The organism is Streptomyces sp. NPDC052687, assembly GCF_040678395.1.
Lineage (GTDB): Bacteria > Actinomycetota > Actinomycetes > Streptomycetales > Streptomycetaceae > Streptomyces.
On the sequence record NZ_JBFATR010000021.1, the window covers coordinates 69,527 to 95,451 of the forward strand.

Consider the following 25,925-nt stretch of genomic DNA (forward strand, 5'->3'; position numbering starts at 1 on the left):
GCTTCACCGTACGCGACGGCACTGACACCGACCAGGGCCGCCGGGCCCTCGGGGCATACCGGGCCCGGCCCGTCGGGTTAAGGTCTGTTCGACAGACACAGGAGGCACTCGGTTGTTGTACGGCGCGATGAAGGTCACCATCGGAGGGTCGCTGAAGCTCGTCTTCAGGCCCTGGGTGGAGGGCCTGGAGAACGTTCCCGCCGAGGGCCCGGCGATCCTCGCGAGCAATCACCTGTCCTTCTCGGACTCCTTCTTCCTGCCGGCGGTGCTCGACCGGAAGGTCACCTTCATCGCGAAGGCCGAGTACTTCACGACGCCCGGCGTCAAGGGACGGCTGACCGCCGCGTTCTTCAAGGGCGTCGGCCAGCTCCCGGTGGACCGCTCCGGCGCGCGCGGCGCGGGCGAGGCGGCCGTCCGCAGCGGCATCGAGGTGATCGAGCGCGGCGAGCTGTTCGGGATCTACCCGGAGGGCACCCGCTCGCCCGACGGCCGGCTCTACCGCGGCAAGCCGGGCGGCCTGGCGCGCGTGGCGCTCGCCACCGGCGCGCCCGTCATCCCGGTCGCCATGATCGACACGGAGAAGATCCAGCCGCCCGGCAAGGTGATGCCCAAGGTCATGCGGCCCGGCATCCGCATCGGCAAGCCACTGGACTTCAGCCGCTACCAGGGCATGGAACACGACCGGTTCGTGCTCCGCGCGGTGACCGACGAGGTCATGTACGAGATCATGAAGCTGTCCGGCCAGGAGTACGTCGACATCTACGCGACCGCCGCCAAGCGGCAGCTCGCGGAGGCGGCGAAGGCCGAGAAGGAGGCCGCGAAGGCGGCCAGGGCCGCGCTCGCGCAGGCCGAGAAGGAACAGGCCGAGAAGGAGAAGGCGCACCGGGAGCAGACGGACCGGTGACGGTCCGGCCCCCGGACGGGCAGTCCGGGGCGGGGGCGGGGGGACATGGCCAGGCGCGAGAGAGTCATGAGGATGTCGGTCGAGCAGCCGCTGTGGCGTGCCCTGGCCGGCTACCGGGTGCTGACCATGCTGTACGCGGTCGGCCTGTTCTGCACCGCCTACGACGAGTTCGCCCGCCCCTGGGTCGCCGTCGGCTTCTACGCCGTCCTCGCCGTGTGGACCCTCGCGACGCTGCCCAAGGTCGCGGGCGAGGCGGCCTGCACCAAGCGGTTCCTCGCCGTCGACCTCACCATCGCCGTCACCGGCATCCTCCTCACCCTCGTCGCCGACACCCAGGAGCGCATCCACGACGGTGGCCCGACCCTGCCGTCGATATGGACCGCCGGTTCCGTCCTCGCCTTCGCCATCAAGGGCGGCTGGCGGTGGGCGGCCTTCGCCTCCACCGCGGTCGCCGTCGCCAACCTGGTCGAACGCGGCGCCCCGGTCCGCGACACCGTCCACAACGTGATCCTGGTCTGGGTCGCCTCCATCGCCATCGGCTACGTCGTCGAGGTGGCCCGCGCCTCCGAGCGCACCCTCGCGCGAGCCCTGGAGATCGAGGCCGCGACCCGGGAGCGGGAGCGGCTGGCCCGCGACATCCACGACAGCGTGCTGCAGGTGCTGGCCATGGTGAAGCGCCGCGGGGCCGCCCTCGGCGGTGAGGCCGCCGAGCTGGGGCGCCTCGCCGGAGAGCAGGAGGTGGCGCTGCGCACCCTGGTCTCCGGCGGCCTGGTCCCGGTCTCCCGGGTCTCGGAGGACACCGCCCGGGGCGCGGTCGTCCGGGCCGTGGAGGAGCCGGACGACCCCGAGGGGCCGGTCGATCTGCGGGCGCTGCTGATGCCGTACGCCGGTGCCCGGGTCAGCGTCGCCGAGCCCGGCGCCCCGGTCACCCTGCCGGCGAACGCGGCGCGGGAGCTGGCCGCGGCCGTCGGCGCCGCCCTGGACAACGTGGCGCGGCACGCGGGGGAGCACGCGCGCGCGTGGCTCCTCATCGAGGACTGGCCCGACGAGGTGATCGTGACCGTACGGGACGACGGTCCGGGCATCCCCGAGGGGCGCCTCGCGCAGGCCGAGGGCGAGGGCCGGATGGGCGTGGCCCTGTCCATCCGGGGCCGGCTGCGCGACCTGGGCGGCAGCGCCGAGCTGGTGTCCACGCCCGGCCAGGGCACCGAGGTGGAACTGAGGGTCCCGAAGAGCGGGACGACGAGCGAGAAGACGGCACGGGGGAGACGATGAGCGAGCAGCGGCCGATCAAGGTGATGGTGGTCGACGACCACCCCATGTGGCGCGACGCGGTCGCCCGCGACCTGACCGAGCACGGCTTCGAGGTGGTGGCCACCGCGGGCGACGGCGAGCAGGCCGTACGCCGTGCCCGGGCCGCCGCCCCCGACGTGCTCGTCCTCGATCTGAACCTGCCCGCCAAGCCCGGCGTGCAGGTCTGCAAGGAGGTCGTCGCCGCCGACCCCCGCCTGCGCGTGCTGGTGCTGTCCGCGAGCGGTGAGCACGCCGACGTGCTGGAGGCGGTCAAGTCCGGCGCCACCGGCTATCTGCTGAAGTCGGCGTCCACCGAGGAGCTGCTGGACGCGGTGCGCCGCACCGCGGCCGGCGACCCGGTGTTCACGCCGGGCCTCGCGGGCCTGGTCCTCGGCGAGTACCGGCGGCTGGCCTCCGAGCCCGCGCCCGCCCCCGACACCGACCAGCCGGGCGCGCCCCGCCTGACCGAGCGGGAGACCGAGGTGCTGCGCCTGGTCGCCAAGGGCCTGAGCTACAAGCAGATCGCCGAACGCCTCGTCATCTCCCACCGCACGGTGCAGAACCACGTCCAGAACACCCTCGGCAAGCTCCAGCTGCACAACCGCGTGGAGCTGGTGCGGTACGCCATAGAGCGCGGCCTCGACGGGGAGTAGCACCGGGGCCGCGGTTCGGCCGACCGGCCGGCACCGCACCGGAACCGCCCTTCCGGACCCTGCCGAAGTGACCTGGGTCACCCCTAGCCTGCTGATGCGGAACACCGCACGGAACGCCGAACGGAAAACCGCACCGCACACCGCACGGCACGGCTCACGGCAACCCGGCGAAGGGACTTTCCATGCGGGTCGGAGTACTGACCGGAGGCGGCGACTGCCCCGGGCTCAACGCCGTCATCCGGGGCATCGTCCGCAAGGGCGTGCAGAGTTACGGCTACGACTTCACCGGCTACCGGGACGGCTGGCGCGGCCCCCTGGAGGGCGACGTCACACCCCTGGACATCCCCGCCGTACGCGGCATCCTCCCGCGCGGCGGCACCATCCTCGGCTCCTCGCGCACCAACCCTCTCAAGGACGACGACGGCGTCCGCCGGATCCGCGAGAACCTCGCGAAACAGGGGGTGGACGCGCTGATCGTGATCGGCGGCGAGGACACCCTCGGGGTCGCCGCCCGGCTGCACGGCGAGTACGGGATCCCCTGCGTGGGCGTCCCGAAGACGATAGACAACGACCTGTCCGCCACCGACTACACCTTCGGCTTCGACACGGCCGTCTCCATCGCCACCGAGGCCATCGACCGGCTGCACACCACCGCCGAGTCCCACATGCGCGTCCTCGTGGTGGAGGTGATGGGCCGTCACACCGGCTGGATCGCCCTGCACTCCGGGCTGGCCGGCGGCGCCAACGTCATCCTCATCCCCGAGCAGCGCTTCGACGTCGACCAGGTGTGCGCGTGGGTCACCTCCCGGTTCCGGGCGTCGTACGCGCCGATCGTGGTCGTCGCCGAGGGCGCCGTGCCGAAGGACGGCGCCATGGTGCTCAAGGACGGGACGCTGGACTCCTTCGGGCATGTGCGGCTGTCCGGCGTCGGCGAGTGGCTGGCCAAGGAGATCGAGAACCGCACCGGCAAGGAGGCTCGGACGACCGTCCTCGGCCATGTGCAGCGCGGCGGCACCCCCAGCGCCTTCGACCGGTGGCTCGCCACCCGTTTCGGCCTGCACGCCATCGACTGCGTCCGCGACGGCGACTTCGGCACCATGGTCGCCCTGCGCGGCACGGACATCGTCCGCGTGCCCATCGCCGACGCGACCGCCCGGCTCAAACGAGTGAAGCCGGAACTCTACGAGGAGGTCGGGGTGTTCTTCGGCTGACGGCCGAGCACGGCTATATTCACCGAAACCACCCCACATGCGGTCACAACCCTCGGAGGGCCTCGTGGAGATCCTGGCGTTCGGTGTGCAGGCCGACGAGAAGCCCCTGATCGAGGACGCGTTCCCGGACCCGTACCAGGTCCGCTGTCTGGACGTCTTCCTCAACGAGGACACCGCCCCCATCGCCGCCGGCTACGAGACCGTCTCCACCAGCGTCAACGCCGACCTCGGCGCCCGCGTCCTGGAGATCCTCGCGGCCGGCGGCACCCGGATGATCGCCCAGCGCTCCACCGGCTTCAACAACATCGACCTGCCGGCCGCCGAACGCCTCGGCATGACCGTCGCCCGCGTCTCGTACTACTCGCCGTACGCGGTCGCCGAGTTCGCCTGGGCCCTCGCCCTGGCCGTCGACCGCCGTGTCGTCCGCGCCTCCACCCGCACCCGCGACTTCGACTTCCGCCTCGACGGGCTGATGGGCCGCGACCTGCACGGCCGCACCGCCGGCGTCCTCGGCACCGGCAAGATCGGCGAGGCGTTCGCCCGGATCGCCCACGGCTTCGGCATGCGGCTGCTCGGCTGGGACATCGCCGAGAACCCCGCCTGTATGCAGCTGGGCATGGCGTACGTCCCCAAGGAACGGCTGCTCGCCGAGTCCGACCTGGTCACGCTGCACGTCCCGCTGATGCCGCAGACCCTGCACCTGATCGACGCCGAGGCGCTGAGGACGATGAAGGACGACGCGATCCTGGTGAACACCAGCCGCGGCGGCCTGATCGACACCGCGGCCCTCGTCACCGAGCTGCGCGAGGGCCGCTTCACGGGCGTCGGCCTCGACGTCTACGAGGCGGAGGCCGGGCTGTTCTTCCTCGACAAGTCCCTGGAGGCCGTCGGGGACGACACCCTGGCCCGCCTCGTCACCTTCCCGAACGTCCTGGTCACCTCCCACCAGGCGTACTACACGCGGGACGCCGTCGGGCAGATCGCCGAGACGACCGCCCGCAACGTGCTCGACTACCGCGCGGGCCGCCGCTCGGAGAACGTGCTGGTGCCGCGCAGCTGACCGACCAGCTCCCGCACCACCTCCGCCCCGTTCAGGGTCAGCACCGACTCCGGGTGGAACTGCGTGCCCGCGAAGCCCGGCCCGCGCACCGCGTGCACCTCCCCGTTCGCGGCCCGGCTCACCTCCACCCCCCGCGCCGACAGCGCGGCCGCCGCCCCGTCGTCGCAGCGCGCCACGAAGCTGTTGTAGAAGCCGACGGTCTCCGGCCGCCCGAACAGATCGATCCGTGTCTGCGCCCCCTGGTACGGCACCTCCTTGCGGACGATCTCCAGCCCCAGCTCCGCCGCGATCAGCTCGTGCCCGAGGCAGACGCCGAGCACCCCGTACCGGTGCCCGCGCAGGACGTCCGCGGTCAGCTCCCGCAGGAACCGCATCTTCGGATCGCCGGCGTCACCCGGGTCCCCGGGGCCGGGACCCAGCACCAGCGGCCCCTCGTGCCCGAGCACCGCCTCCCGCAGCCCCGGCTCGTCGTACCGCCGCACGGTCACCTCCAGCCCGCCCGAGCGCAGCACGTGCGCGAGCATCGCCGTGAAGGTGTCCTCCGCGTCGACGACCAGCGCGTGCCCCTCCAGCTCGGACGACCGGTCCTGCATGCGCAGCCAGAACGGCGCCAGCGAGGCCCGCCGCCCGTCCAGCGCGGCCCGCACCCGCGGATCGTCGGCGAGCCGCGGCCGTACCGCCTCCCGCCGCGGCCGCGGCTCCCGCACGCCGAGCGCGGCCAGCACCCCGGCCGCCTTCGCGTGGGTCTCCGCGACCTCGCTCGCCGGGTCCGAGCCGCGCACCAGCGTCGCGCCGACCGGCACCCGCAGCCGCCCGGCCGCGTCGATGTCCGCGGTCCGGATCAGGATGGGGGAGTCCAGGGTCTGCGCCCCGCCGGAGTCCCGGCCGAGCAGGGCCAGCGCGCCCGCGTAGTAGCCGCGCCCACCGGTCTCGTACCGCTCGATGACCCGGCAGGCGTTCTGCACGGGCGAGCCGGTCACGGTCGCCGCGAACATGGTCTCCCTCAGCACCTCCCGCACGTCCAGCGAGGAGCGCCCGCGCAGCTCGTACTCGGTGTGGGCGAGGTGCGCCATCTCCCTCAGCCGCGGCCCGACGACCACCCCGCCCCGGTCGCCGACGGTGCACATCATCTTCAGCTCCTCGTCGACGACCATCGACAGCTCCTCGATCTCCTTGCCGTCGGCGAGGAAGCCGAGCAGATGCCCGGGCGTCGGCCCCTCGGCGGGATAGCGGTACGTCCCGCTGATCGGGTTCATCACGACCGTGCCGCCGGACATCCGCACATGCACCTCGGGGCTCGCCCCCACCAGCGTCCGCTCCCCGGTGTGCACCACGAACGTCCAGTACGCGCCCCGCTCACCCGCCAGCAGCCGCCGGAACAGCGCCAGCGCGTCGGCGCGCCCGAACCCCGGGATCCGCCCCTCGTACGTCCGCCGGATCACGAAGTTCGCGCCCTCACCGCGCCCGATCTCCTCCTCCAGCACCCGCCCGACGATCCGCGCGTACTCCTCGTCGGCGACGTCGAACCCGCCGTCCTCGACGCGCACGGCGTGCGCCGGCAGCTGCGCCAGGGCGTCGGCGAGCGGCACGGCGTGCGACTCCTCGGGGACCAGCACCGCCAGCGGGGTGCCGTCGTCGCGGACGTCGAAGCCGCGCTCGCGGATCTGCCGGAACGGCACGAGGGCCAGCCCCTCGTCGGGCAGGTCGGCGAGCCGGCCGTACTCCGTCACCGCTCCGATCAGCAGCTCGACCGTGTCGTGGTCGTGGCCGGGGGTGCGGCGCCGGAGCAGGGCGAACGGCCGGGAATCGTGTGCCAGCTGTGCCAGGTCCATGGGTTCCTCTTCCGTGGTGATCGGTGAGGAACGGCCCGGGAAACACGAAGGCCGCCCCTCGGGCGGCCTTCGCGAAGTCGTGGGTACGCGCAGTCAGCGGGCCGCCGGAGAAGCGGTCCACCACCAGGTCTGGATCGAATGCGCGAACATGCCGGGCACCTTACCCCATGTCCGAGGCGTGTACCCCGTGTCTCAATTGCTGGGCATGGGGCAGGACGTCCGACCCGACCCCGTAATGTTGAGGTCGTGACCGTGAACGCTAAGACCAGCGCGAGCGCTGGCAACACCTGGCGAAACCTGCCCGCGGCGCAGCAGCCCGAGTACCCCGACCCCGAGGCTCTGCGCAAGGTGATCGCGGACCTCGAGTCGTATCCGCCGCTCGTCTTCGCGGGCGAGTGCGACCAGCTGCGCGCCCGGATGGCGGCCGTCGCCAAGGGAGAGGCGTTCCTCCTCCAGGGCGGCGACTGTGCCGAGGCGTTCGACGCGGTGTCCGCCGATCACATCCGCAACAAGCTCAAGACCCTGCTCCAGATGGGCGCCGTGCTGACGTACGCCGCCTCCGTGCCCGTGGTGAAGGTGGGCCGGATCGCCGGCCAGTACTCCAAGCCGCGCTCCAAGCCGACCGAGACCCGCGACGGGGTGACCCTGCCGGTCTACCGCGGCGACTCGGTCAACGGGTTCGACTTCACCGAGGAGTCCCGGATCCCGGACCCGGAGCGGCTGAAGCGGATGTACCACGCGTCCGCCTCCACGCTGAACCTGGTGCGCGCCTTCACCACCGGCGGCTACGCCGACCTGCGCCAGGTGCACGCCTGGAACCAGGACTTCGTGAAGTCGTCCCCGTCGGGCCAGCGCTACGAGCAGCTGGCGCGCGAGATCGACAACGCCCTGAACTTCATGCACGCCTGCGGGGCCGACCCGGAGGAGTTCAAGACCGTCGAGTTCTACGCCTCGCACGAGGCGCTGCTGCTCGACTACGAGTCCGCGCTCACCCGCGTCGACTCGCGGACCGGTCAGCTCTACGACGTCTCCGCGCACATGGTGTGGATCGGTGAGCGCACCCGGCAGCTGGACCACGCGCACATCGAGTTCGCCTCGCGGATCCGCAACCCGATCGGCATCAAGCTCGGCCCGACGACGACGGCCGAGGAGGCGCTGCAGTACATCGAGCGCCTGGACCCGGAGCGCGAGCCGGGCCGGCTGACCTTCATCGTCCGGATGGGCGCGGACAAGATCCGCGACCGGCTTCCCGAGCTGGTGGAGAAGGTCACCGCGTCCGGCGCGGTGGTGGCCTGGGTGACCGACCCGATGCACGGCAACACCTTCGAGGCGGCCTCCGGGCACAAGACCCGCCGCTTCGACGACGTGCTCGACGAGGTCAAGGGCTTCTTCGAGGTCCACAAGGCCCTCGGCACCCACCCGGGCGGCATCCACGTCGAGCTGACCGGCGACGACGTCACCGAGTGCGTGGGCGGCGGCGACGAGATCTTCGTCGACGACCTGCACCAGCGCTACGAGACGGCCTGCGACCCGCGGCTCAACCGCAGCCAGTCGCTGGACCTGGCGTTCCTCGTCGCGGAGATGTACCGCGACCAGTGATGTACAGGGGCCGGTGAGCGGAGCGCCTGTTACAGGCGGTTTTCGGCCATGAAGTGGGGCGCGGATCACATACGATCCGCGCCCCACTCCGCTTTCGCGTCCCCGGCGCGATGGGTAAGGTTAGGTTTGCCTCACCGGTCACGGGGAGGGCAACGACTCGATCCCGGCGGGAGGTGAACCGCGTGTACGTCTGCTCTTGCTTCGGCGTCACCGAGCAGCAGGTCAAGCAGCACGCGGAGAACGGCGCCTGCACCCCTCGCCAGATAGCCTCCGCCTGCAAGGCGGGCACCGACTGCGGCTCGTGCGTCCGCCGGATCCAGGCACTCCTCGGCCGGGGCTCCTGCCCCCGCCGCGAGCTGGCCGACCAGGGCAAGCCGGTCCTCTCGGAGATCAGCGAAGCCGCCGCCTGAGCGGCCCGCCTCAGCCGCCCGCCGGGCCTAGCTCGGCTGCTCGATCTGCTGCGCGATGTACAGCGCCTCGCCGATCTTGTCGATCAGCTCCAGCTGCGTGTCCAGATAGTCGATGTGGTGCTCCTCGTCCTCCAGGATCGCCTCGAAGAGGTTCGCCGACGTGATGTCGCCCTTGGCGCGCATCACCTCGATGCCCCGCTTGAGGCGGTCGATCGCCTCCACCTCGATCTGCCGGTCGGCCTGGAACATCTCGGTCACCGTCTGGCCGACCCGCACGTGGAACAGGCGCTGGTAATTGGGCAGCCCGTCCAGCATGAGGATGCGCTCGGTGATCTTGTCCGCGTGCTTCATCTCATCGATGGACTCTTCACGCGTGTACTTGGCGAGCTTGGTCCAGCCTTTGTTGTCCTGGATCCGGTAGTGCAGCCAGTACTGGTTGATCGCCGTCAGCTCGCCGGTCAGCTGCTCGTTCAGGAATTCGAGGACCTCGGGGTCGCCCTGCATCGCAGAGGCTCCTTCCGCGCGGGGGAACTGCCAGGTTGCGCCGCATGATTGCACCGGCTGCGGAAGATCGTCCAGTAAGTGCGTACTTAGTAAGTAAGTGCATGCTTAGTGGTGCTTGGTGGTAGTTGCCCGTTTACGGGCCCGCCTGGTCCTGTGCACCGGCCGGGGTCTGTCAGGATGGATACATGGGTCATCCGGTGGAGCGCGAAACAGGAGAAGCAGCACGGTCCGAGCTTCCGCCGGGGCAGCGAGTGCAGCGCGGCTGGCCGGTCACGCACTACGGGCCGGTGCCCAAGTTCCGGCCGGAGCGCTGGGAGTTCAGGGTCTTCGGGGCCACCGCCGACGGCGAGAAGCACTGCTGGACCCACGAGGAGTTCACGGCTCTGCCGTACACCACCGTCGTCGGCGATCTGCACTGCGTGACGAAGTTCAGCATGCTCGGCGCGGAGTGGGGCGGCATCCCCGCGCGGACCATCCTGGAGATCGCCCCGCCCGCCGAGAATGTCACCCATGTGATGGTGTGGGCGGAGTACGGCTTCAGCTCGAATCTGCGGCTGTCCGACTTCGCCGCCGAGCGCACGATCTTCGCCACCCACAAGGACGGCGAGCTGCTCACCGCCGAGCACGGCTTCCCGCTGCGCCTGGTCGTGCCGCACCTGTACGCCTGGAAGGGCCCCAAGTGGGTGCGCGGCGTGGAGTACATGACCGCCGACCGCCGCGGCTTCTGGGAGGAGCGCGGCTACCACAACATCGGCGACCCATGGAAGGAACAGCGCTACTCCTACCAGGAGGAACCCGGAGAGGGCCCCGAACTGTGACCCTGCGGGGCTAGCCGGCCTCCCGCAGCTTCTTCAGGCGCTCCACGTCCGCCGCGTGGCCCTCCTTGCCGCCGGGGGTCTCGATGATCAGCGGGACGCCCTCGGTGGCGGGATGCGTCATCAGCGCCCGGAACGGGTCCTCGCCGATGTGACCGGCGCCGATGTTCGCGTGCCGGTCCTTGTGCGCGCCGACGACGTCCTTGGAGTCGTTGGCGTGGATCAGCTTCAGCCGGCCCTCGCCGACCGTCTCCACCAGCAGATCGAGCGTCTGGTGCATCCCGCTCGGGCCGGTCAGGTCGTGCCCGGCGGCGAAGATGTGGCAGGTGTCCAGGCACACGCCCAGCTTCGGATGCGCGTCCAGCGCCTCGAAGTACGGCTCGAAGTCCCAGGTCCGCGAGCAGAGCGAGGAGCCCTGGCCGGCCGTCGACTCCAGCAGCAGGAACGGGTCGTCGTCGTGGGTCAGCTCGTCCAGCAGCGGCAGCAGGTGCGCGCGCACCTGCTTCAGCGCCACCGACCGGTCCCGGCCGCCGGTCGCGCTGCCGGTATGCACCACCACGCCGAGCGCGCCGATCTCCCGCCCGCGCCGCAGCGAGTGCCGCAGCGACTCCACCGACCGCTCCACGGTCGCCTCGGTGTGCGAACCGAAGTTGATCAGATACGGCGCGTGGACGTACGCCGGGACCGACTCCGCCGCGCACGCCGCCCGGAACTCCTCGTCCTGCCGCGCGTTGCCGGCCGGTGTGGCCCAGCCGCGCGGGTTCGCGACGAAGACCTGCACGGTCTCGGCACCGATGTCGCGGGCGTACGACAGGCCCACCGAGCTGAGGCCACCGGCCACGGGGACATGGCTGCCGACGGGGTTGCGCCGGCGGCCGGGGAGATCGTGGAGGGGGCCGGGAAGTTCACTCTTCACCCGTTCAGGGTGTCATGGCGCGTCCCGTGGCCCGCACCGCCCGGCGGCCGGTGTGAGCGACGCCTCGCCGGCCGGGAGCGGACCGGGAGCCTGGGCGGGCGCGGGACGGGAGCCCGGCCGGGACCGGCCGGCGGTCAGCGGATGGTGATGGTGATCGTCGAGCCCTCGGGCGCCGGCTCGCCGCCCGCCACCGACTGCTCCTTGACCGTGTCGCCGAACAGGCCCAGCAGCCCGCGGTCCTCGTCGACCTGGAAACCGGCGGCCTCCAGCTTGTCCTTCGCCTCGTCGACGCTGTCCCCGACCACGTCCGGGACCTCGACCATCACCGGGCCCTTGGACACCGTGAGGGTCACCGTGTCGCCCTCGGCGGCCCTGCCGCCCGCGCCCGGGGACTGCCGGGCGACCTGACCCTGCTCGTGCTCCGAGTGCACCCGCCGCTCGGCGACCCGGACCTTCAGACCGGCCTCCGCCAGCTGCTCCCGCGCGTCGGCGAGGTCCTGTCCGACGACGTCCGGGACGTCCACCGGGCTGCCCTTGCTGACGGTGAGCGCGATGGCGGAGCCCGCCTTGCGCTCGGTGCCCGCGACCGGCTCGGTGCCGATCACGAAACCCCGCTCCACCTCGTCGCTGAACTCCCGGGTGACCATGCCCGGCTCCAGGCCCTCGTCCTTCAGCACGTCCCGCGCCTTGTCCAGGCGGTAACCCGCCAGGTTCGGCACCTTCACGGTCTGCGGGCCGTCGGAGACGGTCAGCGTCACCGAGTCGTTCTGCCGTATGCGGCTGCCCGGCGCGGGGTCCGTGCTGATGATCGTGCCGCGCCTGACCGTGTCGCTGTACGCGTGCTCGACGTCACCGACCTCCAGGCCGGCGTCCGTGAGCCGCCCCTCGGCCTGCTCCTGCGTCTTGCCGAGCACCGCGGGCACGCGCGTGAACTGCCCCGAGTTGATGTACCAGACGCCGGCGCCGAGCCCGAGGCCCAGCAGGACGGCGGCGACGACCGTGACCACCGCGCGCGGCGGCCGGGGGCGGCGCCGGGGCGCCGGGACGGGCGGGCGCTCCAGCCGGCTGGTCCGGTCGGACGGCACCGCGGCATCCTCGTCGTCCCCGTCGACCGGCAGCACGCGCAAGGGCGTGGTCAGCGCGCGCGGGATCACGCTCGTGCGGTCCTCCGCGTTGTCGTGCTCCGCCGCCAGGGCCTGCGGCGGGACCGCGTCGAGCTGGTCCGCGCTCAGCGCCGCGCGGGTCTCGCGGGCCTGGGCGAGCAGCGCCACCGCGTCGTGCGGCCGCAGGTCCGGGGTGCGGGCGGTCGCCGAGGCGGCCAGCTCGTCCAGCTCGTACGGCAGGCCCGGGACGGCCGCCGAGGGCGGCGGGACATCCGCGTGGAGGTGCTGGTACAGCACCTGGGCCGGGGTCTCGCCGGTGTGCGGCTTGCCGCCGGTCAGCATCTCGTACAGCATCACGCCGCAGGCGTAGACGTCCACGCGCGGGTCGGCGGTGCCGTGCTCGATCTGTTCGGGGGCCAGGTAGGAGACCGTGCCGAGGACGGCGCCGGTGGTGCTGGTGACGGTGTCGACCGAGCGGACCAGCCCGAAGTCGGCGACCTTCACCCGGCCGTCGTCGCCGATCAGGACGTTCTCCGGCTTCATGTCCCGGTGCACGAACCCCGCGCGGTGCGCGGCGCCCAGCGCGGCCAGCACCGGCTCCAGGATGTCCAGCGCGGCCCTCGGCTGGAGCGCCCCGCGCTCGCGCAGTACGTCGCGCAGGGTGCACCCGGCGACGTACTCCATGGCCAGATAGACGTACGACCCGTCGGTGCCCTGGTCGAAGACCTGCACCACGTTGGGGTGGGCCAGCCGGGCGACCGACTTGGCCTCCCGGATGAACCGGTCCACGAACGACGCGTCGGCCGCCAGCGTGGGGTGCATGACCTTCAGCGCCAGCACGCGGTCCAGGCGGGTGTCCACGGCCCGGTAGACCGTGGCCATCCCGCCGACCGCGATCCGCGCGTCGACGCGGTATCGGCCGTCGAGCAGCTGCCCGACCAGAGGGTCCTGAAGGGTCGTGTCCACGCGGGTGAGTCTACGAGCCGCCACCGACACCGCCTGCCGTCACAGCGGCCCCGGGGGCGGACTGCAGCAGAGCTGTGACCGTCCCCGGGACGGCGGTCCCGGGACGGCGGCGGATCAGAACGCCGGGCGCTCCGGGTCCAGGTGGGCCCGGCCCTCCACCGGGGAGGACGCCTCGGCGAAGTGGCGGCGGGGGATACGGCCCGCGCGGTGGGCCAGCCGGCCCGCCTCGACCGCGTGCCGCATCGCCTCCGCCATCAGCACCGGCTGCTGGGCGCGGGTGACCGCCGAGGCGAGCATCACCCCGGCGCAGCCCAGCTCCATGGCGAGCGCGGCGTCGGACGCGGTGCCGGCGCCCGCGTCCAGGATCACCGGCACGCGCGCGTGCTCGACGATCAGCTGGAAGTTGTGCGGGTTGCGGATGCCGAGCCCGGAGCCGATGGGGGAGCCGAGCGGCATGATCGCCGCGCAGCCCACGTCCTCCAGCCTGCGCGCCAGCACCGGGTCGTCATTGGTGTACGGCAGCACGGTGAAGCCGTCGTCGACCAGCGTCTCGGCGGCCTCCAGCAGCTCGATCGGGTCCGGCAGCAGGGTGCGCTCGTCGGCGATGACCTCCAGCTTGATCAGGTCGGTGCCCAGCGCCTCCCGCGCCAGCCGCGCGGTGAGCACCGCCTCGCCGGCGGTGAAGCAGCCCGCGGTGTTCGGCAGCACCCGGATGCCCAGCCTGTCGAGCACGGAGAGCACCGAGCCGCGCACGCCGGGGTCGACCCGCCGCATCGCGACCGTCGTCAGCTCGGTCCCGGAGGCCACCAGTGCCCGCTCCAGGACCTCCAGGCTGGGCGCGCCGCCGGTGCCCATGATCAGCCGGGACGTGAAGGTCGTACCACCGAGGACGAAGGGGTCGTCGGCCATGGGTCAGCCTCCTTGGACGGCGGTGAGGACTTCGACGCGGTCCCCGTCGGAGAGCGCGGTCGTCGCCCACTGTCCGCGCGGGACGACGGTTTCGTTGAGGGCGGCGGCCACGCCGGAGGGCGCGGCGGTGAGCGTGCGGACGACGGCGTCGAGCGCCGTGCCGGGCGCGACCTCGCGGGTCTCGCCGTTGACCGAGATGTTCATGCGGGCTGCTCCGTGAGGGCGGGCTGCGAGGGGGAGTGGGGGAGGGGTGTGCTCTGCGCACGTGCGGCCTTCGTGGCCGCCTCGCTGAAACGCTGCGGCGTGAACGGGCGGGCCTCCTCCGGCAGTCCGCCGGTGGCCAGGGCGTGCGCGAGCGCGTCGCCGGTCACCGGGGTCAGCAGCACTCCGTTGCGGTAGTGGCCGGTGGCCAGCAGCAGCCCGTCGAGGCCGGTCGGGCCGAGCAGCGGAGCGTTGTCGGGGGAGCCGGGGCGCAGCCCCGCGCGGGTCTCCGTCAGCGGCAGCTCGGTGATGCCGGGCACCAGCTCGTGGGCGTCGCGCAGCAGCTCGTAGACGCCGCCCGCCGTCACCGTGGTGTCCCAGCCCAGCTCCTCGCTGGTGGCGCCGACGACCAGCTCGCCGTTCTCGCGCGGCACCAGGTACACGTGGCTGCCGCGCACCACGGCCCGCACGGTCCGGCTCAGGAACGGCGCGTACCGCGCGGGCACGGTCAGCCGCACCACCTGCCCCTTCACCGGCCGCACCGGCGGCACCACGGCTTCGGGGACACCCGCCAGGCGCCCGCTGAGGCTGCCGGCGGCGAGCACCACCTGCCCGGCGGCCAGCGCGGTGCCGTCGGCGGTGACCACGCCCGTGGCGCGGTCCCGTGCGACGGTGAGCCGCTCCGCGCGGACCCGGTGGAACACCACCCCGGAGCGCTCGCAGGCGGCGACCAGGGCGGCCGCGAGCCGCCGCGGGTCGATCTGGTGGTCGCCGTCGACCCGCAGGCCCCCGCGCACGCCGGGCGCGAGCATCGGCTCCAGGCGCCGGCACTCGCGCCCCGACAGCCACTCGGAGTCGAGCCCCGACTCGCGTTGCAGGGTGTGCAGTTCGCGCAGGTGGGCGCGGTCGTCGGCGTCCAGCGCGACGGCGAGGGTGCCGCACTGGCGGTAGCCGAGGTCGTGGCCGGTGAGGTCGGTCAGCTCGGCCGCGAACTGGGGGTAGCGGCGGGCCGAGGCCAGGTTCAGGCCGAGCAGGGTGTGCTCGCCGTAGTGGAGTTCGGTGACGGCGGCCAGCATTCCGGCCGCCACCTGGGCGGCCCCGCCGCCCGGCTCCGGGTCGAGCACCGCCGTGGCGAACCCGCGCTGCGCGGCTCGCCAGGCCGTGACCAGACCGATGATCCCGCCCCCGACGACCAGGACGTCGGGGGCCGCTGATGAGATGACGTCGGACGTGACCTCAGGGGTGACATCGGAGACCTCAGGGGTGATGTCAGGGCTGACATCGGAGGTGACACCTGAGGTGACGTCGGATGTGTCGGACGTACGCGACATGGGCGTCCAGCCCCTCCCTTCGCCGGCATGACCCGGATCAGGTTCGTACGGTCGGAGGCCGCCAGCCTCCCTCTCAGCCCGGTGCGTCCGGGCTCCCGCGAGTGCTTTACGTTGGCCACCCTAGCCCGACGCCGTATGTCTCAGTAAGGGAGCCTCCGCCCGTGGCCCGCAGCCTCGACGGTCTCGTCCTCGCCCCCGTCGCCGACCAGGCCCCCGGCCAGGTGGGCACGGGCACCCGGTTCCGCTACCACGAGCGGGACGGCGAGATCTGGGCCGAGTACGAGGGCGGCGACATCGCGCGCGGGCACCTCGTGGGTACCCGGCGGGGCGACCGGCTGGACTTCCGGTACGTCCAGCTGCGGCACGACGGGACGACGGCCTGCGGGCACTGCGTGTCGCACGTGGTGGAGCTGCCCGACGGGCGGGTGCGGCTGGAGGAGACCTGGGAGTGGGAGTCCCGGGAGGGCGGCGGGACCAGCGTTGTGGAGCAGGTCACCACGCGGGAGCGGTGACTGACGGAACGTCAGGTGTCTAGGGTGACGACTATGGTGATCAGGTGAGCGAGCAGACGCAGGAGCGGGGGACGCGGGCAGCGCGGTCGCGGGCTGGGGAGGCTCGGGAGCGGGAGGCGTCCGCGCCGCGGCGGGTGGTCGTGGCGGGTGCCGGCATGGCCGGGGTGCAGACCGCGGTCGCCCTGCGGGAACAGGGGTTCACCGGCACGGTGACGCTGATCGGCGCGGAACCCCACCAGCCGTACGACCGGCCCCCGCTGTCCAAGGCCGTCCTGCTCGGCACGGCCGAGGGCTCCGCCTTCGACGTCGACTTCGAGGCGCTCGGCATCGACCTCCACCTCGGCCGCGAGGTGCGCGGGGTGCGCCCCGCCGACCACGAGCTGGATACCGAGGCCGGGCCCGTGCCGTACGACGTCCTGGTCGTCGCCACCGGTGCCGAACCGGTCCGGCTGCCGGGCGCCGAGGGCGTGCCGGGGGTGCATCTGCTGCGCACCCTGGACGACGCCGAACGGCTGCGGCCGGTGCTCGGCCGGCAGCACGACATCGTGGTCGTCGGCGCGGGCTGGATCGGCGCGGAGTTCGCCACCGCCGCGCGGGAGGCGGGCTGCGCGGTCACCGTCGTGGAGGCCGCGGACCATCCCCTGGCGGGCGCGCTGCCCGCCGAGGTCGCGGCGCCGATGGCCGCCTGGTACGCCGACGCCGGGGCGGACCTGCGCACGCGCACGCGCGTGGCGGGCGTCGAGCCCGGCGCGGTGCTCCTCGACGACGGGACGCGGCTGCCCGCCGGGGCCGTGGTCGTCGGCATCGGCGCCCGCCCCGCCACCGCCTGGCTGGCGGGCTCCGGCATCGAGCTGGGGGCCCGGGGCGAGGTCGTGGCGGACGCCGGTCTGCGCACCTCCGCGCCGGACGTCTACGCCGTCGGCGACTGCGCGTCCTTCCCCTCCGCGCGGTACGGCGAGCGCCTGCTCGTCCACCACTGGGACAACGCCCTCCAGGGCCCCCGCACGGTCGCCGCGAACATCCTCGGCGCGGCCACGGGGGAGCCCACCGCGGTCTACGACCCGGTCCCGTACTTCTGGTCCGAGCAGTTCGGCCGCTTCGTCCAGTACGCCGGCCACCACGCCTCCGCCGACACCCTGCTCTGGCGCGGGGACCCGTCCGGACCCGCCTGGACGGTCTGCTGGCTCCGCGACGACCGCCTGGTCGCCCTGCTGGCGGTGGGCCGCCCCCGCGACCTGGCCCAGGGTCGCCGCCTGATCGAGTCCGCCACCCCCATGGACCCCCGCCTCCTCACCGACCCGAGCCGACCGCTGAAGTCCGCGACGGCGTGACCCGCGCACCGCGCGGACGGTGGCGCGGGGCCCGGCGCGGCGCACTCTGCGCGGCGGGGGCGCCGCGCTGCCGTCCGGTGACATCCGGCACCCGTGCGGGTCTGCCGCACACTCCGTCGGCCCTGCCGCGGGTGCCCTGGGTACCGAGTGTCAGTGCGGGATGGCAGGCTTGGTGACGTGACCGAGATTGACGCAAAGATCGATGCTCTCGTCCCCGCCTGGCTCACCCTCCCCGACATCGCCGAAAAGCTCGGCGTCGAGGTGACGCGTGTGCGGCAGCTGGTCAAGGACGGCCAGCTCATCGCCGTACGCCGTGGTGAGAACCGCGCGCTGCACGTCCCCGCCGCCTTCATCGACGGGGACAAGGTCGTCAAGGGCCTGTCCGGGACCCTGACGCTGCTGCGGGACGACGGCTTCACGGACGAAGAGATGCTGGAGTGGCTCTTCACCCCCGATGACAGCCTGCCCGGCACCCCCGCGCAGGCCCTCAGCGAGAATCGCGGCACGGAGGTGAAGCGCCGGGCCCAGGCGCTCGCCGTCTGATCCGAGCACACCGAACGAAGAACGCTGACCGACCGTCCGGAGTACGGGCCGCGGCGCGCACGGGGCCACGGCCGTGGTTCACTGCGGCCCGCGGCCCGGCCGCGGCCCGTACGCCACCGACAACGGGGGGACCCATGCCCGACACCGCCACCACCGCGCGCGCCCGCCTGGCCGACGCCCGGCTCTACCTGTGCACGGACGCCCGCAAGCGCCAGGGCGACCTGCCCGAGTTCCTGGACGCGGTGCTGGCCGGCGGTGTCGACATCGTGCAGCTGCGCGACAAGGGCATGGAGGCGGCCGAGGAGCTGGAGCACCTGGCGGTCTTCGCCGACGCCTGCGCCCGGCACGGCAAGCTCCTCGCGGTCAACGACCGTGCGGACGTCGCCCACGCCGCCCGCGCGGACGTCCTCCACCTCGGACAGGGCGACCTCCCGGTCCCCGCGGCCCGCGCCGTCCTCGGCGCCGACGTCCTCATAGGCCGCTCCACCCACGCCGAGTCCGAGGCGGCCGCCGCCGCCGTCCAGGACGGCGTGGACTACTTCTGCACGGGCCCCTGCTGGCCCACCCCCACCAAGCCCGGCCGCCACGCCCCCGGCCTCGGCCTGGTGCGGTACACCGCCGCCCTGGGCACCGACCGTCCCTGGTTCGCCATCGGCGGCATCGACCTCGCCAACCTGGACCAGGTCCTGGACGCGGGCGCCCGCCGGGTGGTCGTGGTCCGCGCGATCACCGAGGCGGACGACCCGGGCGCCGCCGCGGCGGAACTGGCGAAGCGGCTGCGGGACGCTCCGTAGGAGCGGTTTTCCGCCACCGTGCCCGCCGGTCGGTCCGCCACCGTGCCCGCCGGTCGGTCCGCCACCGTGCCCGCCGACCTGTCCGCCGGTCTGTCCAAGGGGTGGACAACAAAGCGACGAATCGGGCAAATTCTCCGGCTCTGGTTGGGCGACCCCCGCCCCCTGGCTAACCTGCCCGTATGGCCCTCGGCACCGCATCCACCAGGTCGGACCACGCCCCGACCGTGCGCGACATGCTCGCGACCGGCAAGACGACGTACTCGTTCGAGTTCTACGCCCCGAAGACCCCGAAGGGCGAGCGGATGCTGTGGAACGCGCTGCGCCGGGTCGAGGCCGTGGCGCCCGACTTCGTCTCCGTGACCTACGGCGCCGGCGGCTCCACCCGCGCGGGCACCGTCAAGGCGACCGAGGCCATCGCCTCGGACACCACCCTCACCCCGATCGCCCACCTCACCGCCGTCGACCACTCGGTGGCCGACCTGCGCAACATCATCGGCCAGTACGCCGACGCCGGGATCCGCAACATGCTCGCGCTGCGCGGCGACCCGCCCGGCGACCCGATGGGCGAGTGGGTGCGGCACCCCGAGGGCCTCACCTACGCCGCCGAGCTGGTCGAACTGATCAAGAACTCGGGCGACTTCTGCGTCGGTGTCGCGGCCTTCCCCGCGATGCACCCGCGCTCCACCGACTGGGACACCGACGTCCGGCACTTCGTCGACAAGTGCCGCGCGGGCGCCGACTACGCCATCACTCAGATGTTCTTCCACCCCGAGGACTATCTGCGGCTGCGCGACCGGGTCAGCGCGGCCGGCTGCGACACGCCGATCATCCCCGAGGTCATGCCCATCGCCAGCGTGAAGACGCTGGAGCGGATCCCGTCCCTGACCAACGCCGCCTTCCCGGCCGCGCTGAAAGAGCGGATCCTCACAGCAAAAGACAATCCCGCCGCTGTACGCTCCATTGGCATCGACTTCGCCACGGAGTTCTGCGCTCGGCTGCTGGCCGAGGGAGTGCCCGGACTGCACTTCATCACGCTCAACAACTCCACGGCGACACTGGAAATCTACGAGAATCTCGGCCTGCACCACCCGCCGCAGGCCTAGACCGGTCGCACAGTCGTACGACACACTGCGTAGCGGCCACTGGGAGAGGGGCGTACATGGGCTGGACGGTCCTCTACATCGCGTTCGGCATCGTCGCGCTGTGGCTGCTCGGCGAAGTGCTGCTGCAGTACAAGGCACGGCTTCGCTGGCGGCTGCTGGCGTTCGTCGGCTTCCTCGGTGTCGTCGTCGGTGTACTGATCCCGTCCGTCGTCGTGATCGGACTGGGTGCCGCCGCGTTCGCGGTCGGGCAGACCTACGTCACGCTGTCGTTCCGCCGCGGCTTCGCGGCCGGCTGGGCGGTCACCGCCCGCCCGGTCCTCGGCGGCGGCAAGCGCAACCGCCGGGACCGCCAGCACCCCACCCTGGAGGTGTCCGACCTTCAGGCGGGCGAGTACGCGGGCAGCACGCAGCGTGACGACAGCGGCTCCTACGGCGACGACGCGGACCGCGACGACGTCTTCACCCCGGCCCGCCCCGCCGCCGCTCCCACCGCCGCCGAGACCACCGCCGTCTACGAGCCGCAGCCGCTGCCCGACGAGACCGGCTCCTACGGCGTGTACGCCCAGGACCAGTACGCGGCCACCGCGCAGGCCGCCGACCAGGGCTACGGCTACGACGGCTACGCCGCCTACCCGCAGCAGTACGGCTACGACACCACCGGCCAGCAGCAGTACGCCGCCTACTCCGACCCGTACATCGGCACCCAGACCTACAGCGGCGCCGCGTACGACCCGGCCTACGACACGCAGTACGGCCAGCAGGTCTATGGCCAGGACCAGTACGCCGGCGGCCACGGGGGCGAGACCTCGCCCGGCGGGGTGTGGGTCCCGCAGCAGCGCACCACCGACGACCCGCTGGGCGGCGAGCTGCCGCCGGAGCAGCCGTACGGCTACCCCGGCGACGGCCAGGCGCAGGGCCAGGGCTACGACGAGCGGTACCGCTTCTGAGTGACGTGCCGCGCGGGTCTCACCGCGCGGCTCCGGCCCGCCGCGGGCTCACTGCGAGCCCCGGAACCCCGGCCCCTCCACGATCAGACCGGCGACCAGCGCGCCCGACATCCCCGCGTGCGGCAGCCCGCCGCCCGGGTGGGACCAGCCGCCCACGGTGAACAGCCCCGCCACACCCGTGGGGTTCCCCGGATGCAGCAGCCGCCCCTCGCCCGCGGCCAGCGCCGGCGCCGGGACGGCCCCGTCCGCCGCGCCGGTCGCCTCGGCGATGTCGGCCGGAGTGCACAGCTCGTGCCACAGCAGCCGCTCGCGCAGCTCGGGCACGGCCCGCTCGGCGGCCTTGATCATGCGCTCCGCGTGCCGCCGCAGCTCCTCCCCGGCGGCACCCGCCGGGACGGTGGCCGTCAGGGTGACCGCCTCGTGATCCGCGTCCGGGACCAGCTCCGGGTCGTCCGGGCGCAGCACGGTGACCGTCGGCTCGGCCGCCGCCCCCGGCCCGCCGTCGAACACGTGGACCGGCTCGGCGTCCCGGTCCCGCGGATGCACGACCGTCCGGTGCGCCGTCCCCTGCGGCCGGGCGCCGCGCAGCGCCAGCAGCACCGTCAGCCGGCTGGGCAGGCCGCGCCGGGCCGGCACCTCGCCCGCGCGCCGCACCGGCAGGTTCCCGGCGAGCCGGTCCAGCGTGCCCGGGTCGACCCCGGCGACCACGAAGTCCGCCTCCGCGACCGCGCCGCCGGCCAGCTCCACGCCCACCGCGCGGCCGTCCTTCTCCAGCACCCGCGCGACCTGCGCGCCGAAGTGGAACTCGACCCGGCGGGCGAGGCAGCGGTCGTACACCGCGCGGGCCAGCTCGCGCAGACCGCCGCGGACGTACCAGGTGCCGAAGGCGTGCTCCATGTACGGCAGCACCGCCGCGCTCGCGGGGGTCACGCGCGGGTCCAGCCCGTGGGCGAGGGCGTGGCTGTCCAGCAGGGCGGCCAGGCGGGGGTCGCGCAGCTCCCAGGCGCCGATCTCGGCGAGCGTGCCGGCCCGGCGGGTGCGCAGCAGCCGTCTGTGGGGCACCGCCGGATACGGCTCCTTCTCCGCCAGCACCTGCCAGTTCGGCCACAACGGCTCCTCCAGGAGCGGCCGGCGGGTGCGGTCCCACGCCTCGCGGGCCCGCACCAGGAAGTCGCCCCAGCGGTCACCCGCGCCCGCGCCCAGCGCCTCGTCCAGCGCGGCGACCACGCCCGCGCGGGAGGCGTTCGGCAACGAGACCGCCGTGCCGTCCGGGAAGACATGACGCGCCGAGGGGTCCACCTGGACCAGCCGGACGCACTCCTCCAGCGGCTTCTTGCCGGTCTTCACGAACAGATCGCGGTAGACCGCGGGCAGGGGCAGCAGCCCCGGCCCCGTGTCGAAGCGGAAGCCGTCGCGCTCCCGCCGGCGCAGCGCGCCGCCGTACGTGTCCGTCCGCTCGTACACCGCCACCCGGTGGCCCGCGACGGCCAGCCGGGCGGCGGCCGCCATCGCGCCCATCCCGGCGCCGATCACCGCAATCCGTGCCATGCCGGCGACTTTATCCGCCGCCACCGACAGTCACTCCGGCCGCACCCCCGACCGGGACCGGGGGCGAGCGCGCAGGGCTGAGTATCCGTACCTAGGTGCCGAGATGAGTACGCGCGCGGATGGGGAGCGGCCCGCGCGGACGAGAGAGTGGAGGCACGGAGAAGGGGCACGGCTCCGGCACCGGCGACACGGGGCGCCGGAACGGAGCGGCCCTCGATCCGCTCCTTCCGCCGGCCCCGGTCGGCGGATGCGAGGCACGGGGGGAACCCGGGGGACGACCGCGACGGGGGTCCGACGGGGGAACGTACGGGGGATACGGGGGAGTACGGGGGAACGGGGGAAACGGGGGAACCGGCAGGCGCCGGTCCGAGCAGTGGCCCGCGGGGGACGCGGCCACGCCGGACCGGCGCCTTCGCCGTTCCGCGGCGCTCAGCGGCGGCCGCTCACCCGCCCCTGGAGCAGCCGCGACAGCGCCGCGTGGACGTCGTCGAGGGTGCGCTCGGGCTGGAAGGACTGCCAGTCCAGGGCGGCCACCAGGACCATGCCGACCAGCGCCGCCGCGGTCAGCTGGATGTCGATCTCCTCGGCCAGCTCGCCGTTCTCCACGCCCGCGCGGAGCACGTCCTCGACCACCGCCACCACCTGCCGGCGCACCACCATCAGGGTGGACTGCCAGGCCCGGTTGGTGCGCCACAGCTCCGCCACGTACAGCTGGGTGAAGGCCGGATACCGGGCGATGAAACCCAGCCCCGCGCGGATCATCGCGTCCAGCGCGTCGACCCGGCTGCCGCCGCTGCGCTCGGTCTGCTCCGCCGCCTCCTTCAGCGAGGCGGTGAGCAGGCCCACCCCGTGCCGCAGCAGCTCCTCGAAGAGGACCGACTTGCTGGCGAAGTTGTAGTACACCGTGCCCTTGGCGACCCCCGCGCGTTCGGCGATCTCGTCCACCGTGGTGGCCGAGAAGCCCTGTTCGGCGATGAGGGTCACGGCCGCCTCGTAGAGCTTCTGCCGGGTGGCCTCGCGGCGGGTGCTGCCGCCCGACGGGGCGCTGCTGCTTTCCATGGCCTTGATTGTCACAGGAACGGCCTCGTCGGACGGCACGGGAGGCGAGGTCACAGGCTCAGCTCCGGGTGCAGCTTGTCCAGCGTCCACACCTGGCGGCGGCGGGCCGACAGGGCGGTCAGCGCCAGCGCGCCCAGCGTGAAGGCCGTCAGGACCGCGCAGGCCTGCCAGACCGGCCCCAGTCCGCCGCCCGTGATCAGCCGGCGCAGCGCCTCCACGACGTAGGTCATCGGCAGCCACGGGTGGATCGCGTTGAAAAAGCCCGGACTGGTCTGCACGGGGTAGGTGCCGCCCGCCGAGGTCAGCTGGAGCATCAGCAGGGCCAGCACCAGGATCCGGCCGGCCGCCCCGAAGCGGGCGTTGAGCAGCTGCACGATCGCAGCGAAGCAGCCGGTCACCAGGAACAGGAAGCCCACCGTCCCGGCCGCGCGGGCCATCTCCAGGCCCACCGCCCAGTGCAGCACCGCCATCAGCGCCCCGGTCTGCGCGACGCCGATCGCCAGCACCGGCAGCCAGCCCGCCAGCGCGATCCGCCAGGCCGAGGCGCCCGCGGCGAGCGCCCGCCGGTTCAGCGGCGGGATCAGCATGTACGCCACCATCGCGCCGACCCACAGGGACAGCGGGATGAAGTACGGGGCGAAACCGGTGCCGTAGTTGGGCGCGCGGTGCAGGGACTGCGCGGCGAGCCGCACCGGGTCCGCCATGACCTCGGTGCGCTGGTCGCGCTCCCGCTCGTCGTAGTCGGGGATCTTCTCCGCGCCGTCGTGCAGCCCGTCGGCGAGCTTCACCGAGCCGTCGACCAGCTTGTACATGCCGCCGCTGAGGTCGTCCGCGCCCGTCTTCAGCTTCCCGACGCCCTGGTCCAGGTCGACCGAGCCGGTCTTCGCGGTGCCGAGGCCCGCGTGCAGCTTCTCGGCGCCCGTGGCGACCTTCCCGGCGCCCGCGTTCAGCTGGTTGATCCGCTTGACGGCGTCGTCCAGGTCCTCGGACAGGTGCGGCGAGCGGTCGGCGAGCGCCTGGGCCTGCTTCTGGAGGGTGGCCAGGTGCTGGTCGAGCTTCTTCAGGTCGCTGTCGTGCTGGGTGACGAGCGTGTCGAGGTCGCCGGCGACCGCCGCCACGTCGGCGGCGGCACCCTTGGCCAGCTTGAGGTCGGCGCACGCGGCGTCGGGCAGCGCGGCCTCCTCGCAGCGGGTCTTGTACACGCCGTCCAGGGTCTGGGAGGCCTCCCGCGCGCGTTCGGCCGCCGCCGGGGCCGTCTTGTCCAGGCTGCCCAGGTTCTCGCGGACGACGCCGGCCGAGTCGGCGACGAACTGGGCGGTGTCCCCGATGAACTCCTCGTTGTCCTTCAGGAAGGGGCCGATCCGGCCGGAGAAGCCGTTGACCTTGTCGGCGAGCGTCTGGGTGCCCTCCGCGACCCTCTTGGCCCCGTCCTCCAGGTCGCCCGCGCCCTTGTGGAGCTTCTTCAGGCCGGTGGCCAGGTCGCCGCTGCCGTCCTTGGCGTCCCTCAGGCCGTCCGCGAGGTCCTTGGAGCCCTTCTCCGCCTTGCCGATGCCGCCCTTGAGCTGGTCGGCGCCGCTCGCGGCCTTCACGGTCTCGCCGTGGATGTCGGAGAACGAGATGAAGATCTTGTCCAGGAACGACCGCGACGCCTTGGTGGACGCCGCCGTGCGTACCTCGCTGAACACCGTCCGCGAGATCTGCCCGACGATGTAGTTGTTGGCGTCGTTGGTGCGCACCTGGAGCGCGCCCGTCTCGGGGGAGTCGCCGGAGCTGGAGGCGATCCGCGCGCTGAAGTCCCGCGGCATGGTCAGCGACAGGTAGTACCGGCCGTCCTCCACGCCCGCGCGGGCCTCCTCGGCGCTCACCTCGTGCCAGTCGAAGACCTCGCTCTCCCGCAGCCCCTCGACGATGTCGTCGCCCGCGCGGAGCTTCTTCCCGCCGGCCGTGGCCCCCTTGTCGTCGTTCACGAGCGCCACGGGGATCCGGTCGAGCCGGCCGTACGGGTCCCAGAAGGACCACAGGTACAGTGCCCCGTACAGCAGCGGCAGCAGCAACAGCGCCACCAGGCCCGCGCGCGGGAGCTTGCCGCGCGTGAAGCGGCGCAGCTCAAGCCCGGCCAGTTTCGGCGACCTCATCGGCCGTCTCCTTCACCTCGTCGTCGGCCTGGTCCATGTCACCGTGGCCGGTTTCGTCCGTGCGGCCGCCTCCGGCCTCGCGTGCGTCCCCGCGTGCGTCCCCGTCACCGTCACCGGCCTCGCGTGCCTCCCCACGGCCGCCTCCGGCCTCGCGTGCGTCCCCGTCACCGTCACCGGCCTCGCGTGCCTCCCCACGGCCGCCTCCGGCCTCGCGTGCGTCCCCGTCACCGTCACCGGCCTCGCGTG

Annotated in this window: 26 protein-coding genes and 1 riboswitch; of the genes, 15 read left to right on the plus strand and 11 right to left on the minus strand. The window is 73.1% G+C overall.

Translation table 11 applies throughout. The annotated features are described in order from the left end of the window. Nucleotides 1–127 precede the first annotated feature (127 nt). From AB0K92_RS18865 to AB0K92_RS18885, 5 genes are all read left to right on the plus strand, one after another. Entirely contained in the window at nt 128–904 is a 777-nt protein-coding gene (locus tag AB0K92_RS18865) for a lysophospholipid acyltransferase family protein (RefSeq protein ID WP_365924280.1), read from the plus strand. A 45-nt stretch (nt 905–949) separates the two neighbouring features. After that, a complete protein-coding gene (locus AB0K92_RS18870) occupies nt 950–2,179 on the plus strand; it encodes a DUF5931 domain-containing protein (RefSeq protein WP_365924220.1) in 1,230 nt (409 codons plus the stop codon). Then, the gene (locus AB0K92_RS18875) at nt 2,176–2,850 is read left to right on the plus strand and encodes a response regulator transcription factor (RefSeq protein WP_365924223.1); all 675 of its coding nucleotides are present in this window, start codon (nt 2,176–2,178) and stop codon (nt 2,848–2,850) included. Before AB0K92_RS18870 ends, AB0K92_RS18875 begins: the two co-directional genes overlap by 4 nt. Before the next feature lie 182 nt (nt 2,851–3,032). After that, nucleotides 3,033–4,061, plus strand: a complete 1,029-nt coding sequence (locus AB0K92_RS18880; RefSeq protein WP_365924225.1) for a 6-phosphofructokinase — start codon at nt 3,033–3,035, stop codon at nt 4,059–4,061. Between the two features lie 64 nt (nt 4,062–4,125). After that, complete coding sequence (locus AB0K92_RS18885; protein WP_365924282.1) at nt 4,126–5,121, plus strand: 2-hydroxyacid dehydrogenase; 996 nt, start codon at nt 4,126–4,128, stop codon at nt 5,119–5,121. Here AB0K92_RS18885 and AB0K92_RS18890 read toward each other — a convergent pair. Then, a complete protein-coding gene (locus tag AB0K92_RS18890) occupies nt 5,073–6,953 on the minus strand; it encodes an anthranilate synthase family protein (protein ID WP_365924227.1) in 1,881 nt (626 codons plus the stop codon). The genes AB0K92_RS18885 and AB0K92_RS18890 overlap by 49 nt on opposite strands. Nucleotides 6,954–7,046: 93 nt before the next feature. Next, the gene (locus tag AB0K92_RS18895; protein ID WP_365924284.1) at nt 7,047–7,103 is read right to left on the minus strand and encodes a trp operon leader peptide; all 57 of its coding nucleotides are present in this window, start codon (nt 7,101–7,103) and stop codon (nt 7,047–7,049) included. A 96-nt stretch (nt 7,104–7,199) separates the two neighbouring features. Between AB0K92_RS18895 and AB0K92_RS18900 the strand changes: the two genes are divergently transcribed. Further along, a complete protein-coding gene (locus AB0K92_RS18900) occupies nt 7,200–8,552 on the plus strand; it encodes a class II 3-deoxy-7-phosphoheptulonate synthase (protein WP_365764154.1) in 1,353 nt (450 codons plus the stop codon). 173 nt (nt 8,553–8,725) lie between these two features. Further along, nucleotides 8,726–8,962: a bacterioferritin-associated ferredoxin gene (locus tag AB0K92_RS18905; protein WP_165999035.1), complete on the plus strand. Its 237-nt coding sequence runs from the start codon at nt 8,726–8,728 to the stop codon at nt 8,960–8,962. A gap of 27 nt (nt 8,963–8,989) precedes the next feature. On the opposite strand, the gene bfr is transcribed toward AB0K92_RS18905, so the two are convergent. Further along, on the minus strand, nt 8,990–9,466 hold the full coding sequence (gene bfr / locus AB0K92_RS18910; RefSeq protein WP_365924229.1) for a bacterioferritin: 477 nt from the start codon (nt 9,464–9,466) through the stop codon (nt 8,990–8,992). Between the two features lie 185 nt (nt 9,467–9,651). Here bfr and AB0K92_RS18915 point away from each other — a divergent pair, with 185 nt between their 5' ends. After that, the gene (locus AB0K92_RS18915) at nt 9,652–10,284 is read left to right on the plus strand and encodes a sulfite oxidase-like oxidoreductase (protein WP_365924231.1); all 633 of its coding nucleotides are present in this window, start codon (nt 9,652–9,654) and stop codon (nt 10,282–10,284) included. A gap of 10 nt (nt 10,285–10,294) precedes the next feature. Here AB0K92_RS18915 and AB0K92_RS18920 read toward each other — a convergent pair whose 3' ends face one another. From AB0K92_RS18920 to thiO, 5 genes are all read right to left on the minus strand, one after another. Further along, on the minus strand, nt 10,295–11,197 hold the full coding sequence (locus AB0K92_RS18920) for a deoxyribonuclease IV (RefSeq protein ID WP_365924233.1): 903 nt from the start codon (nt 11,195–11,197) through the stop codon (nt 10,295–10,297). A gap of 134 nt (nt 11,198–11,331) precedes the next feature. Further along, the gene (gene pknB, locus AB0K92_RS18925) at nt 11,332–13,266 is read right to left on the minus strand and encodes a Stk1 family PASTA domain-containing Ser/Thr kinase (protein WP_365924235.1); all 1,935 of its coding nucleotides are present in this window, start codon (nt 13,264–13,266) and stop codon (nt 11,332–11,334) included. Between the two features lie 114 nt (nt 13,267–13,380). Continuing rightward, the gene (locus AB0K92_RS18930) at nt 13,381–14,175 is read right to left on the minus strand and encodes a thiazole synthase (protein ID WP_365924237.1); all 795 of its coding nucleotides are present in this window, start codon (nt 14,173–14,175) and stop codon (nt 13,381–13,383) included. A 3-nt stretch (nt 14,176–14,178) separates the two neighbouring features. Next, nucleotides 14,179–14,379 carry a sulfur carrier protein ThiS gene (gene thiS / locus AB0K92_RS18935; protein ID WP_365924239.1) on the minus strand — a complete coding sequence of 67 codons (201 nt, stop codon included), beginning with the start codon at nt 14,377–14,379 and terminating at the stop codon, nt 14,179–14,181. Further along, nucleotides 14,376–15,596 (minus strand): glycine oxidase ThiO, encoded by a 1,221-nt coding sequence (thiO, locus tag AB0K92_RS18940; RefSeq protein WP_365924286.1) that lies wholly within the window; start codon nt 15,594–15,596, stop codon nt 14,376–14,378. Before thiO ends, thiS begins: the two co-directional genes overlap by 4 nt. 108 nt (nt 15,597–15,704) lie before the next feature. Further along, a riboswitch (TPP riboswitch) is annotated at nt 15,705–15,816 on the minus strand. Nucleotides 15,817–15,868: 52 nt separating this feature from the next. Between thiO and AB0K92_RS18945 the strand changes: the two genes are divergently transcribed. The 6 genes from AB0K92_RS18945 to AB0K92_RS18970 all read left to right on the plus strand — a co-directional run bounded on the left by AB0K92_RS18945 (nt 15,869) and on the right by AB0K92_RS18970 (nt 20,937). Beyond that, on the plus strand, nt 15,869–16,219 hold the full coding sequence (locus tag AB0K92_RS18945) for a hypothetical protein (RefSeq protein ID WP_365924241.1): 351 nt from the start codon (nt 15,869–15,871) through the stop codon (nt 16,217–16,219). 155 nt (nt 16,220–16,374) lie between these two features. After that, nucleotides 16,375–17,550 (plus strand): FAD-dependent oxidoreductase, encoded by a 1,176-nt coding sequence (locus tag AB0K92_RS18950; protein ID WP_365924288.1) that lies wholly within the window; start codon nt 16,375–16,377, stop codon nt 17,548–17,550. A gap of 177 nt (nt 17,551–17,727) precedes the next feature. Further along, nucleotides 17,728–18,093, plus strand: a complete 366-nt coding sequence (locus AB0K92_RS18955) for an Rv2175c family DNA-binding protein (protein WP_165999052.1) — start codon at nt 17,728–17,730, stop codon at nt 18,091–18,093. A 134-nt stretch (nt 18,094–18,227) separates the two neighbouring features. Further along, the gene (gene thiE / locus AB0K92_RS18960; RefSeq protein WP_365924244.1) at nt 18,228–18,887 is read left to right on the plus strand and encodes a thiamine phosphate synthase; all 660 of its coding nucleotides are present in this window, start codon (nt 18,228–18,230) and stop codon (nt 18,885–18,887) included. Between the two features lie 179 nt (nt 18,888–19,066). Next, a complete protein-coding gene (gene metF / locus AB0K92_RS18965; protein ID WP_165999056.1) occupies nt 19,067–19,990 on the plus strand; it encodes a methylenetetrahydrofolate reductase [NAD(P)H] in 924 nt (307 codons plus the stop codon). Between the two features lie 56 nt (nt 19,991–20,046). Next, on the plus strand, nt 20,047–20,937 hold the full coding sequence (locus AB0K92_RS18970; RefSeq protein ID WP_365924246.1) for a hypothetical protein: 891 nt from the start codon (nt 20,047–20,049) through the stop codon (nt 20,935–20,937). Between the two features lie 48 nt (nt 20,938–20,985). Here AB0K92_RS18970 and AB0K92_RS18975 read toward each other — a convergent pair whose 3' ends face one another. From AB0K92_RS18975 to AB0K92_RS18985, 3 genes are all read right to left on the minus strand, one after another. Further along, the gene (locus tag AB0K92_RS18975; protein WP_365924248.1) at nt 20,986–22,485 is read right to left on the minus strand and encodes an NAD(P)/FAD-dependent oxidoreductase; all 1,500 of its coding nucleotides are present in this window, start codon (nt 22,483–22,485) and stop codon (nt 20,986–20,988) included. A 429-nt stretch (nt 22,486–22,914) separates the two neighbouring features. Next, complete coding sequence (locus AB0K92_RS18980) at nt 22,915–23,544, minus strand: TetR family transcriptional regulator (protein ID WP_165999062.1); 630 nt, start codon at nt 23,542–23,544, stop codon at nt 22,915–22,917. Between the two features lie 50 nt (nt 23,545–23,594). Next, a complete protein-coding gene (locus AB0K92_RS18985) occupies nt 23,595–25,679 on the minus strand; it encodes a YhgE/Pip domain-containing protein (RefSeq protein ID WP_365924250.1) in 2,085 nt (694 codons plus the stop codon). 43 nt (nt 25,680–25,722) lie between these two features. Here AB0K92_RS18985 and AB0K92_RS18990 point away from each other — a divergent pair. Further along, nucleotides 25,723–25,925, plus strand: a 203-nt coding sequence (locus tag AB0K92_RS18990) for a hypothetical protein (RefSeq protein ID WP_365924252.1), incomplete at its 3' end; no start/stop codon positions are given.